The organism is Kribbella sp. CA-294648, from assembly GCF_050943845.1.
In the GTDB taxonomy this organism is placed as follows: domain Bacteria; phylum Actinomycetota; class Actinomycetes; order Propionibacteriales; family Kribbellaceae; genus Kribbella.
Genome location: NZ_CP191981.1, coordinates 3,645,186 through 3,658,229 on the forward strand (window position 1 = coordinate 3,645,186; position 13,044 = coordinate 3,658,229).

The 13,044-nt window shown below is 68.9% G+C and carries 14 protein-coding genes; 6 read left to right on the forward strand and 8 right to left on the reverse strand.

The window, feature by feature from the left end:
• Positions 1–36: 36 nt before the first annotated feature.
• From pknB to thiO, 5 genes are all read right to left on the reverse strand, one after another.
• The gene (pknB, locus tag ACQPYM_RS17350; RefSeq protein ID WP_433021841.1) at positions 37–2,031 is read right to left on the reverse strand and encodes a Stk1 family PASTA domain-containing Ser/Thr kinase; all 1,995 of its coding nucleotides are present in this window, start codon (positions 2,029–2,031) and stop codon (positions 37–39) included.
• An 87-nt stretch (positions 2,032–2,118) separates the two neighbouring features.
• Positions 2,119–3,105 carry a LysM peptidoglycan-binding domain-containing protein gene (locus tag ACQPYM_RS17355; RefSeq protein WP_433021843.1) on the reverse strand — a complete coding sequence of 329 codons (987 nt, stop codon included), beginning with the start codon at positions 3,103–3,105 and terminating at the stop codon, positions 2,119–2,121.
• Between the two features lie 233 nt (positions 3,106–3,338).
• A complete protein-coding gene (locus ACQPYM_RS17360; RefSeq protein WP_433023311.1) occupies positions 3,339–4,061 on the reverse strand; it encodes a thiazole synthase in 723 nt (240 codons plus the stop codon).
• Between the two features lie 63 nt (positions 4,062–4,124).
• Positions 4,125–4,337 carry a sulfur carrier protein ThiS gene (gene thiS / locus ACQPYM_RS17365; RefSeq protein WP_433021845.1) on the reverse strand — a complete coding sequence of 71 codons (213 nt, stop codon included), beginning with the start codon at positions 4,335–4,337 and terminating at the stop codon, positions 4,125–4,127.
• Positions 4,334–5,488 carry a glycine oxidase ThiO gene (gene thiO, locus ACQPYM_RS17370; protein WP_433021847.1) on the reverse strand — a complete coding sequence of 385 codons (1,155 nt, stop codon included), beginning with the start codon at positions 5,486–5,488 and terminating at the stop codon, positions 4,334–4,336. The genes thiS and thiO overlap by 4 nt, the downstream gene beginning before the upstream one ends.
• Before the next feature lie 59 nt (positions 5,489–5,547).
• On the opposite strand from thiO, the gene thiE reads away from it, so the two are divergent.
• From thiE to ACQPYM_RS17385, 3 genes are read left to right on the forward strand one after another with little or no spacing between them, the layout of a single operon-like run.
• Positions 5,548–6,213 (forward strand): thiamine phosphate synthase, encoded by a 666-nt coding sequence (gene thiE / locus ACQPYM_RS17375; RefSeq protein WP_433021849.1) that lies wholly within the window; start codon positions 5,548–5,550, stop codon positions 6,211–6,213.
• Entirely contained in the window at positions 6,210–6,647 is a 438-nt protein-coding gene (locus ACQPYM_RS17380; RefSeq protein WP_433021851.1) for a ribonuclease domain-containing protein, read from the forward strand. Before thiE ends, ACQPYM_RS17380 begins: the two co-directional genes overlap by 4 nt.
• Positions 6,644–7,072, forward strand: coding sequence for a barstar family protein (locus ACQPYM_RS17385; protein WP_433021853.1), 429 nt, complete (start codon positions 6,644–6,646; stop codon positions 7,070–7,072). Before ACQPYM_RS17380 ends, ACQPYM_RS17385 begins: the two co-directional genes overlap by 4 nt.
• Here the strand turns inward: ACQPYM_RS17385 and ACQPYM_RS17390 are convergent.
• Positions 7,050–7,712 carry a YqjF family protein gene (locus ACQPYM_RS17390; RefSeq protein WP_433021855.1) on the reverse strand — a complete coding sequence of 221 codons (663 nt, stop codon included), beginning with the start codon at positions 7,710–7,712 and terminating at the stop codon, positions 7,050–7,052. The genes ACQPYM_RS17385 and ACQPYM_RS17390 overlap by 23 nt on opposite strands.
• Positions 7,713–7,777: 65 nt before the next feature.
• On the opposite strand from ACQPYM_RS17390, the gene ACQPYM_RS17395 reads away from it, so the two are divergent.
• Positions 7,778–8,173: a helix-turn-helix domain-containing protein gene (locus tag ACQPYM_RS17395; RefSeq protein ID WP_433021856.1), complete on the forward strand. Its 396-nt coding sequence runs from the start codon at positions 7,778–7,780 to the stop codon at positions 8,171–8,173.
• A 3-nt stretch (positions 8,174–8,176) separates the two neighbouring features.
• On the opposite strand, the gene ACQPYM_RS17400 is transcribed toward ACQPYM_RS17395, so the two are convergent.
• Positions 8,177–9,250 carry a polyprenyl synthetase family protein gene (locus ACQPYM_RS17400; RefSeq protein ID WP_433021858.1) on the reverse strand — a complete coding sequence of 358 codons (1,074 nt, stop codon included), beginning with the start codon at positions 9,248–9,250 and terminating at the stop codon, positions 8,177–8,179.
• A 57-nt stretch (positions 9,251–9,307) separates the two neighbouring features.
• On the opposite strand from ACQPYM_RS17400, the gene metF reads away from it, so the two are divergent.
• On the forward strand, positions 9,308–10,222 hold the full coding sequence (metF, locus tag ACQPYM_RS17405) for a methylenetetrahydrofolate reductase [NAD(P)H] (RefSeq protein ID WP_433021860.1): 915 nt from the start codon (positions 9,308–9,310) through the stop codon (positions 10,220–10,222).
• 34 nt (positions 10,223–10,256) lie between these two features.
• Positions 10,257–10,787: a SixA phosphatase family protein gene (locus ACQPYM_RS17410; protein WP_433021861.1), complete on the forward strand. Its 531-nt coding sequence runs from the start codon at positions 10,257–10,259 to the stop codon at positions 10,785–10,787.
• Here ACQPYM_RS17410 and ACQPYM_RS17415 read toward each other — a convergent pair.
• A complete protein-coding gene (locus ACQPYM_RS17415; protein WP_433021863.1) occupies positions 10,784–12,994 on the reverse strand; it encodes a HelD family protein in 2,211 nt (736 codons plus the stop codon). The two genes, ACQPYM_RS17410 and ACQPYM_RS17415, sit on opposite strands and share 4 nt — an antisense overlap.
• Positions 12,995–13,044: the final 50 nt, after the last annotated feature.

A 13,044-nucleotide genomic window follows, 5' to 3' on the forward strand; every position in this document is an offset into this window, starting at 1 on the left:
CGACGGAGGAGCGAGCGGCGGGGGCGCTTTGGGGTATTACAGCACCGTGACGGTGATGGTGGTGCCGGGTTTTGCTTTGGTGCCGGCGGCTGGGTTTTGGCCGGCTACCAGGTTGAGGCCGAGGTTGAAGGGGGCTTTTTCGACCTTTACCTTGAAGCCGGCGTCGGTGAGGATTTTTTCGGCTTCGGCTAGTTTTTTGCTGCGGACGTTGGGGACATCGCGCAGGGCCGGGCCCTTGGAGACGACCAGTTGGACCTTGTCCTTGGCGAAGAGGGTGCCGTTGTTGGGGGTCTGGCTGATCACCCGGCCCTCGGGGACCTTCTCGTCGAACTGGTCGGTGCGGCCGACCGTGAAGCCCGCCTTCTTCAGAGTCCGGCTTGCCTCGCGGAACGACTTGCCGGTCAGGTCTGGTACTGCGATGGGCTTCCGGCCCTTGCTGATCGCCAGGTTGACCACGTCACCAGGCTTCATCACCGTGTCGAACTTCGGCGAGAACACGATCACCCGGCCGGCCGGCACCGTTTCGCTGTACGACTGCCGGATCTCACCGACCACCAGCTTGATCGACTCCAACGCACGCTTGGCCGCGTCCTCATCGAGCCCGGCGAGTTGCGGCACGCGGTACCGCTCGGGCCCCTTCGACACAGTGAGGGCGATCTCGCCTTCCTTGCGGATCCGGGCGCCCGGCTCGGGATCGGTCTTGATGACAGCGCCTAGCGGCACGGTCTCTGAGAAGTCCTGGTTCGCCAAGGTCGTTGTCAGCCCGGACTGGGCGGCCGTGGTGCTCGCCTCGGCCGTCGACATGTTCACCAGGAGCGGCGTCGACGTGTAGCGATGTACGCCGTAGAACCACGCCGCCGAGCCGACGCCGATCGCCAGCGCGAGGATGGCGAGTAACGCGATCAACCCACGTCCACGCCCGCCCTGCTGCTGAGGTGCCGGCCTGCCCGGAGGCGGCCCCTGTCTGGCAGTAGCAGTCCTGGTGGCAGAAGCAGGCCGCAGGACGGAGGAGGGTGGCTCGTACGGTACGACGATGGTGTCGTTGCGCGGCTGCTGTTCGACGTACCCGTTCCCGCGCGTGTAGCCGTCGTCGTACTCGGTGCTCTGGCGCATCTGCTGGAGCGGAATGGTCAGGTCGCCGGTCAGCTCCGGGTCGTCCGGCAGGCCTTCTTCGATCGCGCTGCGCACCCGGTGGACCTGGCGGCTGAACACTCGCGCGTCGGCCGGCCGGAGGTCGCGATCCCGCGCGGTGGCCCGCTGCACCAAGGCATCGACGTACGGCGGGATGCCGTTGACGAGTTGCGAGGGCGGGGGCACATCGGCATGGACGTGGGCGTAGGCGACCTGGATGGGGCTGTCGCCGGTGTGGGGCTTGCTGCCGGTCAGGAGTTCGTACAGCAGGATGCCGGCGGAGTAGACGTCCGAGCGGGCGTCAGCACTGCCGTCGGTGACGAGTTCGGGGGCGAGATACGACACGGTGCCCATCAGCAGACCCTGCGTGGCCGTGTTGCCGGTGGTCGTCACCGCCCGGGCAAGGCCGAAGTCGGCGACTTTGATGACGCCCTCGTTGGAGATGAGCACGTTCTCGGGCTTGATGTCGCGGTGGACGATGCCAGCGTCGTGGGCTGCCGACAGCGCCGACAGGACGGGCGCGAGCAGGTCCAGCGCCCGGGCCGGTGGCAGCGGCGACTGCTGACGGATGACGTCACGCAGCGTACGGCCCGGCACGTACTCCATCGCGAGGAACAGCGTCCCGTTGTCGTCGCCCTGGTCGAAGACGGCGACGACGTTCGGGTGCGAGAGCTTGGCGGCCGCCCGGGCCTCGGCGACGAACCGGCGCCCGAACTCGGCGTCGTCGCCCAGACCCAGATGCATCACCTTGAGCGCGATGATCCGGTCGAGCCGCATGTCCAGCGCCTCGTAGACGGTCGCCATGCCACCTTTGGCGACGCGCGAACCCACCCGGTACCGGCCGTCGAGCACTCGCCCGGCAAGGCGGTCGCCGACCTGGGTGTTCACGTCATCCGTCACGTGCGGTGAGCCGCCTCTCGAAGCTGTCTGCTCTGAGAGTGTAAATAAGGCGCAAGGCGACGGTTCCATCGCCGCGCCGCAGCCCGGCTAGCCGACCGGGTTCCAGCCCTTCTCGAGCTGTCCCTTGAGGCGTAGAACGCTCTTCACGTACCGCACCGTGTCGGGGTACATCCCGTTCCGCCGGACGCCGCCGAGGCCCTGGTAGTAGCCGGCCACCGCGATGTCGAGCTTCGCCGCCGCCGTCAGCCGGCCGATCAGGACGACACCGGCTGTGACGTTGTCCTGCGGTTTCAGCAGATCGAGCTTGCGGCCGACCAGGCTAGAGACGAACTTGCCCGTCGAGGGGATCACCTGCATCGCGCCGACCGCGTTGGCGGGGGAGACGACCCGCTGCTTCCAGCCCGACTCCTGCCAGGAGATCGCCAGCGCCAGCTCCGGGTCGACGCCGTGCCGTCTGGCCGTCGAGATGATCAGCGAGCGGATCTGGCCGCGGGTCGGGAGGTTGCGCTTGCGCAGTACGGCGCGGTTGCGGTCGGCCGCGTCGACGATGTGGTCGGCGTAGGTGCGGCCGGCGAAGGTGTTGTTCCGCTTCTTGCTCTTGGCCGGCTTCTTGACGACCGGCTTGGCCTGCACCTTCACCGGGATGTAGAGCGGCTTGCCGGCGTAGATGTGGTCGCGGGCGCGCAACCCGTTCGCGGCGAGCAGCTTGGCCTGCGTGATGCGGTAGCGCTTGGCGATCTTGCTGATCGTGTCGCCGGGCTTGACGACGTACGTGACGCGGCCCACCTGCGAACGCTTGGTCGAGCGCGCCTTGCCTCGGGCCGAGGTCTTCTTGCCCGGCAGCTTGAGCACTTCGCCGGCGTAGATCGCGTTGCCGTTGCCGGGCAGCTGGTTCAGCGCGACGAGAGTCCGGACGTCGGTCCCGTACGTCGCCGCGATGTGGCTGAGCGTGTCACCGTTCTTCACCTTGTACTGGCCGAAGCCGGGCGACCCGGCGGTGATCACCCCGGCCGCGAGCAGGGGGACCGTGAAGCCGGTCGATACCCGTAGGACTTTTCGCCACGTGTTGCTCATCTGTCCATCTCCCCGTGTGAATGTCCCTTGACGGTAAGTGGTGGTACAGATGTGACAACAGGTGCGCATGGGGCACTTGTTACGGCTGTAATGCAATGTTTACAATTTAAGGCTGAACTACACGGTTGTACTTCACAATCGATCGACGCTGAGTAGCCGCTTGCCTACAGCAATAGATGCCCAGGGCAACAGGAGCCCTCGGCAACCAGATGATCCGGCTAGAGCGCCGCGGCTTAGAGCGAGGCGCGGCCTTCGAGCGGCGACGAGGCGAGCGCGGAGTGGTACCGGCGCGGGATCCGGCCGGCCAGCCGGGCGTTGCGGCCCGCGGTCACCGCGTCGCGCATCGCGGCCGCCATCAGGGCCGGCCGCTCGGCCCGGGTGACGGCCGTGGCCAGCATGACCGCGTCGCAGCCGAGCTCCATCGCCAGCGCGGCGTCGCTCGCCGTACCGATGCCGGCGTCCAGTACGACCGGGACGTTCGCCGCCTCGACGATCATGCTGATGTTGTGCGGGTTGCGAATCCCCAGTCCCGACCCGATCGGCGAGCCCAGTGGCATCACCGCGGCACAGCCCAGCTGCTCCAGCCGGCGCGCCAGGATCGGGTCGTCGTTGGTGTAGGCGAGCACCGTGAAACCGTCGGCGATCAAGGTCTCCGCGGCATCCAGCAACTCCACCGGGTCGGGCAGGGCGGTGTGGTCGTCCGCGATCACTTCCAGCTTGATCAGGTCCGTCTGCAAGGCCTCACGAGCCAAACGGGCAGTCAGCACGGCCTCACCAGCAGTGAAACACCCAGCAGTGTTGGGCAGTACTGCGATGTCGTGCTTGCGCAGTACATCGAGCACAGACCCCTGCTGATTCGGGTCGAGCCGCCGCAACGCGACCGTGGTCAGCTGCGTACCAGACGCGACCAGCGCCTCCTCCAGTACTTCGAGACTCGGCGCGCCGCCAGTACCCATCACCAGCCGGGACGTCAGTTCACGACCTGCGATCACCAGGGTGTCGTCACTCACGGGTCCTCCTCAACCGCCCTGGACCGCGGTGAGGATCTCCACCCGGTCGCCTTCGGCCAGTGTCGTCCCGGGCCACTCTGTCCGGGTCACCACGGCCTCGTTCACTGCCACCGCTACACCGATCGGGCTGCGAGCCCAGCGCTCGACCACCTCGGCGACGGTGGTGCCCGCCGCGAGCTGCTCGGAACTCCCGTTGACGAGCACGTTCATGGCCTCACTCACCTTGTTAGCTTAACTTCGCTGAACCGGCTCGCCTGGAACGGTGCCGCCAGCTCAGGAACGGCCCCGGTACGGACAGTCTCGGCAAGGAGCTGGGCAGTGATCGGAGTCAGCAGTACTCCGTTGCGGTAGTGCCCGGTCGCCCACAGCAGTCCGTCGAGGCCGGACGGCCCCAGGATCGGGGCGTTGTCGGGTGTAGCCGGTCGCAGCCCGGCGACTGCCTCCACGAGTTCCAGCTCATCCGTGATCGGCAGGATCATCCGGGCGTCGCGCAGGAGCGCGAACACTCCACCGGCCAGGACTCTGGTGTCGTAGCCAAGCTCAGAGGTGGTCGCACCGACGACGAGCTCGCCACCGGGCCGAGGTACCAGGTAGACGGCGAACCCACGCGCAGTGGCTCGCACTGTGTGGTTGAGGGCCGGCCGGTACGCCTCGGGCACCCGCAGGCGCAGGATCTCGCCCTTGAGGGGCCGGACAGGCACGCGGAGCTCTGCCGGGACGCCCTCCAGCTGCCCCGACCAGGGGCCGGTGGCCGCGATGACCTGGCCGGCGTGGATGCCTGACCCATCCTCCAGCTCGACTCCGACTGCCGTAGTACCGCTCACCAGAACTCTGCTGACGCGTTGGCGGACTAGCTGCACCCCTGTCAGCTCGGCAGCGCGCAGGAGGGTTGCGACTGCTTGGCGATTATCCACGGAGTGGTCTCCAGGCACCCAGATGCCGGCGGAGACGCCTGCTGCGAGGAGGGGCTCGCGCTTGCGGGCCTCGCGGCCGGTGAGTTCCTCCACCTCCAGGCCGAGCCTGCGCTGGTAGTCGGCCAGCCTGTGGATCGCGGCGGCGTCGTCGGCGTCGTACGCGATCGAGAGAGTCCCCGTCCGGTGGAGTCCGGCGGACTGCCCGGTGAGGGTCTCCAGCTCCTGGGCGAAGCCGGGCCAAGCGGCGACACTGGCCAGGTTGAGGGCGAGCAGGGCGTCCTCGCCGTACTCGACCTCGGTGACAGGGGCGAGCATGCCGGCCGCCACCGAAGAGGTCTGGCTGCCGGGTGTCGGGTCACATACCGTCACCTGGATACCGTCTGCAGCGAGTCGCCAGGCGGTAGCGAGGCCGATCAGCCCCGCGCCGACAATGACGACATCGCAGGTTCGCTCAGCCATGCGGCCAAGACTACGACGCCTGACACCGCGACAGCAGGGGCGCATGGCAGGCTGGCCTTGTGACTGAGCACACCGTGGACGCTGGATTGCGTGACCGACTGGCCGATGCCCGCCTCTACCTGTGCACGGACGCACGGGAGAAGCAGGGCGACCTGGAGCAGTTCCTGGACGCCGCACTGGGCGGTGGCGTCGACATCGTGCAGCTACGGCAGAAGGACCTCGAGGCCGCTGACGAGCTGGCGGCGCTCGAGGTCTTCGCGGACGCCTGCAAGCGGCACGGCAAGCTGCTGGCCGTCAATGACCGCGCCGACATCGCCTTCGCTGCCGGGGCTGACATCCTGCACCTCGGCCAGCGCGACCTGCCGGTCCGCGCGGCGCGGGCGATCACTGGGATGGAGCCGGTCATCGGCCGCTCCACGCACAGCTTCAGCCAGGTGAACGCCGCGGTCGACGAGCAGGGCTCCGACTACTTCTGCGTCGGCCCGACCTGGGAAACCCCGACCAAGCCCGGCCGCACGGCCGCGGGCCTCGAGCTCGTCTCGTACGCCGCCAGTCGCCAGTCGGTCAAGCCGTGGTTCGCCATCGGCGGGATCGACCTCGACCGGCTCGACCAGGTCATCGAGGCCGGCGCGCACCGGGTGGTCGTCGTACGGGCGATCACGGAGGCGGACGATCCGGCCGCGGCGGCAGGGGAGTTCAGCCGGCGACTGCGGAGCGCCGGATGATCAACAACCCGAAGGCGGCCCGGATCGTCGCCGCTGTCGTGATCGCGATGCTGGTGATCACCTTGGCCGCGTCCCTGTTCGGCTGCGGTGCCTCCGGCGCGACGACCGAGGAGAAACCGACCAAGGATCCGGTCAGCGGCCTTCCCTATGTCGCCGTGGCCGACCTTCCCCCGGAGGCCCGGCAGACGCTCCAATTGATCGACCAGGGCGGGCCGTACCCGTACCGCCGGGACGGCGTCGTGTTCCAGAACCGCGAGAAGATCCTGCCGAAACAGCAGGCAGGGTACTACCGCGAGTTCACCGTGAAGACCCCCGGCGAGAACGACCGCGGCGCCCGCAGGATCGTGACAGGGAAGGGCGATGAGCGTTATTACACCGACGATCACTACAAGTCGTTCCGCCGGATCCAGGCGGACGGGGGGACCGACGGATGACTGAGCTGCGCACGCTGCTGACCAAGGGCCTGCGGCCGGGCGTGTACCGCTGGAAGGCCGACCTCACCGCCGACCAGGTACGCCGGGACGTCGAGACCGCAGGCTGGAACTTCGTCCTGCTCGACACGACGAGCGTCAACGACAAGACCGGCTTCCTGGACATCTGTGCGACCGCCTTCGACCTGCCGCGCTGGTTCGGCCGCAACTGGGACGCGCTGGCCGACTCGCTCGGCGACCGCTCGACCGGTGAGCCGGAGGTCGTGCTGTGGGAGGGCTGGCGCGAGTTGCTCGACCACGACCACGACACGGTCGATGTCGCCTTGCAGATCTTCACCGAGGACGCGAACGAGTCCGGCCAGCTCCGGGTCGTCCTGCGCGAGGCGGACGACGTACCGGATGTGGTCAGGGAAGTACCGGTCCTCTAGGCAACCCGAAGCGAGCCGGTACTCCGGCGCTGAAGGCCACGTGGTCTGGCGGGCGCCGGCTGAGCTCGCCTAGCCCGACAGAGGCGAATAGGCCTCTGTCCTCGAAGCCCATGAGCTCTGCTCGGTGCAGGACCCAGGGCGGGTGCTCAGTGGGCATGTACCAGGTGCGGCCGGCCCTGTGGAGGTGCAGCCCCCAGCGGGCCGTCAGGAAGTGCTCCAGCGGACCTGGCTCCAGTCGCTCGCCCACCTGCGTCTCGATCTTGCTGCTGGCCTTGCTGTGCGGCCTGAGAAGAGTTGAGGTGTAGGTGTGCCAGCCGCCGTCCTGCTGGTGCTGCATGCGCGCCCAGCGGTAGGGGATGCCCAGGGTGGCGCGTGAGCCCACCACCAGCGGGAGCCAGTTGGCGTCGAGGCTGAGGAACACGACCCCTTGCCGGCCGGCGGTGTCCACGGAGTACAGGCGGATGTTGGTCTCCAGGAACGACCTGAGCATGACCATCCGGAAGGGCACCAGCCCGACGTACGTCCGTCCCTCGAAGGTGTCCGGCCTGGTGCCTGGCGGGAAGTAGTGGGCGACAGCGGCCGGCTCGACGGCCCAGTGGAGGAAGGACAGGTCGAGCCACTTCTGTCGGATGATGTGCAAAGTACCCTATCGTTCCCTGAGAAGTTAACTATAGGGAATTCTACGGTATGTGATGGAGATCTAGCGTGCTGTTGTCGGTCGAGCAGGTGGCGGATCAGCTGGGGTTGCATGTGCGGACGGTCCGCAACTACATCCGGGACGGGAAGCTTGACGCGGTCCGGATCGGCAAGCAGTACCGGATCAGCCGCGAGGACCTCGAAGCCTTCACGGGCGCAGCCGTCGGCTCGGGGGAGCGCCAGATCGAGGTGACGAGCATCGTGCAGGTCGACGCGATCGACCGGCCCGGCGCCGATCGGATCAGCAAGCACCTGGACGCAGCGATGGGCCAGGGCGGCCTCGCGCGGGCGCGGGTCGAATCGGCGTACGACGAGGACCGCGGCAGGCTCAAGCTGATCGTTCTCGGCGATCCCGAGGCGAGCGCCGAGCTGCTGCGGCTGATCAGCGTGCTGGCGAAAGCCTGACCGTCACACGTGCCGTGCGGTCGCGGCGATCGCCAGGTCGGCGAGGGCCTTGCGGGAGGTCTCGTCGTCGATCGGGGCGCGGTCGAGCGCTTCGAGGGCGTCCTCGGTGCGTTCGGTGATCAGGTCCTCGCACGCCTGGACCGCGCGGCTGTCCTGCAGGATCTCCCGGAGCAGCTGGATCTCGTCGTCGTCCAGATCGGGCCGCCCGAACAGCCGGTCGAACTCGACCAGCTGCACCTCCGACGCGTGCTCGACCGCGTACGCCGTGAGCACCGTCCGCTTGCCCTCACGCAGATCGTCGCCGGCCGGCTTCCCGGTCAGCGCCGGATCGCCGAAGACGCCGAGCAGGTCGTCCCGCAACTGGAAGGCCTCACCCAACGGCAGCCCGTACGCCGACAACGCGTCGATCAGGTGTTGCCCGCCGCCACCCAGAGCCGCCCCGATGTGGAGCGGCCGCTCGACGGTGTAGGTGGCCGACTTGTACCGCAGTACGCGCAGAGCCCGGTCCATGTCAGCCTCGCCCGACGCCTGCGCGACCAGGTCGAGGTACTGCCCGGCCGTCACCTCGACCCGGACCGCGTCGAAGAACTTGGAGGCACTGGCCAGTGAGGCCGCGTCGAAGCCGGACGTGTGCATCATCTCGTCGGCCCAGATCAGGCACAGGTCGCCGAGCAGGATGGCCGCGCCGATCCCGAATCCGACCGGGTCGCCACCACTGCCGGTCTTCGCCGACCGGGCTCGTTGCAGCGCCTCGAATCGCCGGTGCGCAGCCGGGGCGCCCCGGCGTACGTCGGAGGAGTCCATCACGTCGTCGTGGACGAGTGCGCTGACGTGCAGCATCTCCAGGCTGGCCGCTGCCTTCAGAATCGGCTGCTGGTCGGGATCGCCGCCTGCTGCCCGGAAACCCCAGTAGCAGAAGGACGGACGCAGCCGTTTGCCGCCGCTGGTCGCGTCCCGTGCCGCCTGGACCTGCTCGTCGAGCTCTGGCCCGATGGCGGCCAGTCTCTCCTGCTGGATGTCCAGGAAGCTGGTCAGCGTGCGCTGGATCTCGGTCGGGATGTCCGCGTCGGCATACACGTCTCGGAGAGTAGTCGGTCCCGGCGCCGCGGCCCACGCCCCGGTAGCCTTGACGCCATGGCAACCGGTCTCCCGTCCACGCTCCCCGGCAACACGCCGACGATCCGTGAGCTGCTCGCGACCGGCGAACCCTCCTTCTCCTTCGAGTTCTTCCCGCCCAAGACGCCCGAGGCCGAGGAGGTGCTGTGGCGCTCGATCCGCGAGATCGAGCAACTGCGGCCGACCTTCGTCTCGATCACGTACGGCGCCGGCGGCACCACCCGCGACGGCACCATCCGGGTCACCGAGCGCGTCGCCCAGGACACCTCGCTGACCCCGCTCGGGCACCTGACCTGCGTGTCGCACTCGCGCGACGAGCTGCGCTCCGTCATCGGCGCGTACGCCGGTTCGGGGGTGCGCAACGTGCTCGCCTTGCGGGGTGACCCGCCGGGCGGCCCGTCGCAGCCCTGGGTCGCGCATCCCGAGGGCCTGAACCACGCGGTCGAGCTGGTCGAGCTGGTGAAGGAGCTCGGCGACTTCTGTGTCGGCGTCGCGGCCTTCCCCGACAAGCACCCGGAAGCAAGCGACCTCACCGCCGACGCCCGGGTTCTCGCGGCGAAGGCGGCGGCGGGGGCCGACTATGCGATCACCCAGATGTTCTTCGGCGCCGACGACTACTTCCGCCTGGTCGACCGGGTCGCGGCGCTGGGCTGCGACATCCCGATCCTGCCTGGCATCATGCCGGTGACGAACCTCAAGCAGATCCACCGGATGGCCGAGCTGACCGGGATGGCGCTGCCGACGGCCGTCACGGACCGGCTGCACGCGGTCGGGGACGACCCCGCGGCGGTCCGTTCGGTGGGCATCGACATCGCCACCGAGCTGTCCGACCGGCTGCTGGCCGGCGGCGCGCCGGGCATCCACTTCATCACCCTGAACCGGTCGACCGCGACCCGTCAGGTCTACCGCAACCTGCAGTCGACCGTGGTCTGAGGGCCGCGAGGGACCGACGCCCTATCCTGGGCCGATGGCTGATCCGTCCGACCTCCTGATCGACCGCACGCTGGTGCTGCTGCGGCACGCGAAAGCGGTGCCGCCCGAATCGATGCCCGATCTCGACCGGCCGCTGGCCGAGCGCGGCCGGGCCGACGCCGCCGCGGCCGGCCGCTATCTGGTTGCCCAAGGCATCGAGGCTGACCTGGTCCTGTGCTCGCCGTCGATCCGTACCCGGGAGACCTGGCAGTACGCCGCCGAGGCCGGCGCGATCGCCACCGACATCTGGTACGACCGGCGCATCTACAGCGCCGGTACCGAGGAACTGCTCGACGTCATCCACGACGTCCCGGCCGAGCTGCGGACTGTGGTCATCATCGGCCACGCGCCCGGCATCCCGTGGCTCGCGGACGAGCTGGCCCTCGACGGCACCAGCCCGAACCGCGTCGAGCTCACCCAGAAGTACCCGACCTCAGGCCTGACCGTGCTGCACCACACCAGCCGCTGGGCCGACCTCGCACCCGACGAGGCCGACCTGGTCGACTACGTGATCCCCCGCGGCTAGCTCGGCAACCAACTGGTCGTGCTGTTGATCGTCACCATTCGCTGAGTGGCGCGGGTCAGGACGACGTACAGCGCCCGGACGCCGCCGAGGGTGTCGCTGACGATCCGGTCCGGCTCGACGACCACGACGGCGTCGTACTCGAGGCCCTTGGAGTCCAGGGGGCTCAGTGCGACCACGCGGGGGTCTCCGAGTTCGGCGAGGACCGGGTCGATCATCGGGCGGAGCTTGGGCGGCACGATGACGCCGACGGTGCCCTCGACCAGTTGGAGCAGCTCACCGGCGGCGTCGGCCGTTGCCTCGGCGACCTTGTCCGCGTCGAAGATCCGGTGCTCGGGATCCACGCCGGTTTGCCGTACCGCGTTCGGCAGGTCGGCGTCCGGGATCTGCTGACGGATGACCTGGCCGGCGAACGAGTAGATCTCCGCCGAGTTCCGGTAGTTGGTCGACAGCCGGAACGTGTGCCGCTGCAGGTGCGACAGCATCGAGTCCATCGCGGCACGTGCCTCGGCCGGGTCGGGCCAGGAGCTCTGCGCAGGGTCGCCGACGATCGTCCAGCTCGCCTGCGGACCGCGGCGCGTCACCATGCGCCACTGCATGGGGGAGAGGTCCTGTGCCTCGTCGACCAGCACATGGGCGTACTCGTCCGGCTCGTCGGCGTCTGCTGCCGCTACTGCACGAGCACGTCGCTCAGAGGTCGTCAGTACTTCGTTCACCCCGTCCGAGAGCCCTTCGAGCCAGTCGAACTCCTCATCCTTGCCCGCCTCGACCACAGGCGGCCTGCCGAGCAGTGTGCTCAACTCATCGAGCAACGCGACGTCAGCAATGGTGAATTCGCTGGTACTGCGAACTGCCGCCGAAAGCTGGTCGATCTCGACCGGAGTGAAGTCGCCGCGGCCCCAGCGCTGTGCGCGCCGGGAGTCGCCCAGCCAGCGCAGTACGGCGCCAGGGGTGAGTACTGGCCACCAGGCGGCGAAGAACGACTTGAACGCGGGCAGGTCGGTGGCGATGTCGCCGAACGACTCCCGGTCGCCGTAGACCCCGTTGCGCAGGTCGTCCGGGAACCGCTGCCACAGTGCGGCCACCAGCCCCTTGCGGGCTTCAGCGGCGGCCCGGTTGCGGGGAGTGCGGCGCAGTGCGTTGCGGCGGACGTTGTCGAGTTGGTTCGCGTCCAGCTCGACGGTGGCGCCGTTGATGAAGATCCGCAGGCTGGTGGGCGCATCCGGCACCCGGTCGCGAGCAGCTCGGGAGAGCAGGCCACGCATCCGCAGCGAACCCTTGACGGCCGCCACGTCGGCGTCGTCGACAGCAGTCGCCCGTACGCCGTCCACGAGCTCACCGACTGCTCTGAGCGAGACAGTGTTCTCGCCGAGGCTCGGGAGGACCCGCTCGATGTAGGCCATGAAGGCAGCCGACGGGCCGACCACCAGGACGCCGCCGCGCTCGAAACGCCTGCGGTCGGAGTACAGGAGGTAGGCGGCCCGGTGCAGTGCCACCACTGTCTTGCCGGTGCCAGGACCGCCGCCGATGACGGTGACGCCGCGGGCAGGGGCGCGGATCGCCTCGTCCTGCTCGGCCTGGATGGTGGCGACGATGTCGCGCATGGTGTGGCCACGGGCCCGCGACAGCGACGCCATCAGGGCACCTTCACCCATCACGGGCAGGTCGGCGGGAGCGCGGTCGGGAGCCAGCAGGTCGTCCTCGAGCCCGGCGATCCGCGGCCCCTTGTTGCGCAGGACGCGGCGCCGGACGACCTTCAGCCGGTCTGTCGCGGTCGCACGATAGAACGGCTCGGCCGCCGGGGCGCGCCAGTCGATCACCAGCGGCTCGTACTCGGCGTCGCGGACGCCGATCCGGCCGACGTACAGCTTCTCCAGGTCCGCCGCGGCCGCGACCGGCTCGGTCTCGTCGCCCTGGTCGGAGTCGAGCCGGCCGAACACCAGGCCTTCGTGCTCGGCGTCGAGCTCGGCGATCCGGCGGGCGGCGGCGAACACCAGGACGTCGCGCTCGTAGAGGCCGGTCTGCTCCTCGTCGCGGACGCGGCCGACATTCTGCGCCTGACCGCGCTGGTGCCCTTCGACCGCGATCCGGGAGGCGGACCGGGCAGCCTCGGCGACCCGGGTGTAGACCCGGTCGACGTGCTGCTGCTCGGCCTCGAGCTCAGCGCGCTCGACGTTCTCCAGATCGGTCGATGTGGGGGATTGATCCACCGGGGTCCTCTCTACTGCCGGGCCGGCCTTCTTGCCAGCCGGTCCCGGCA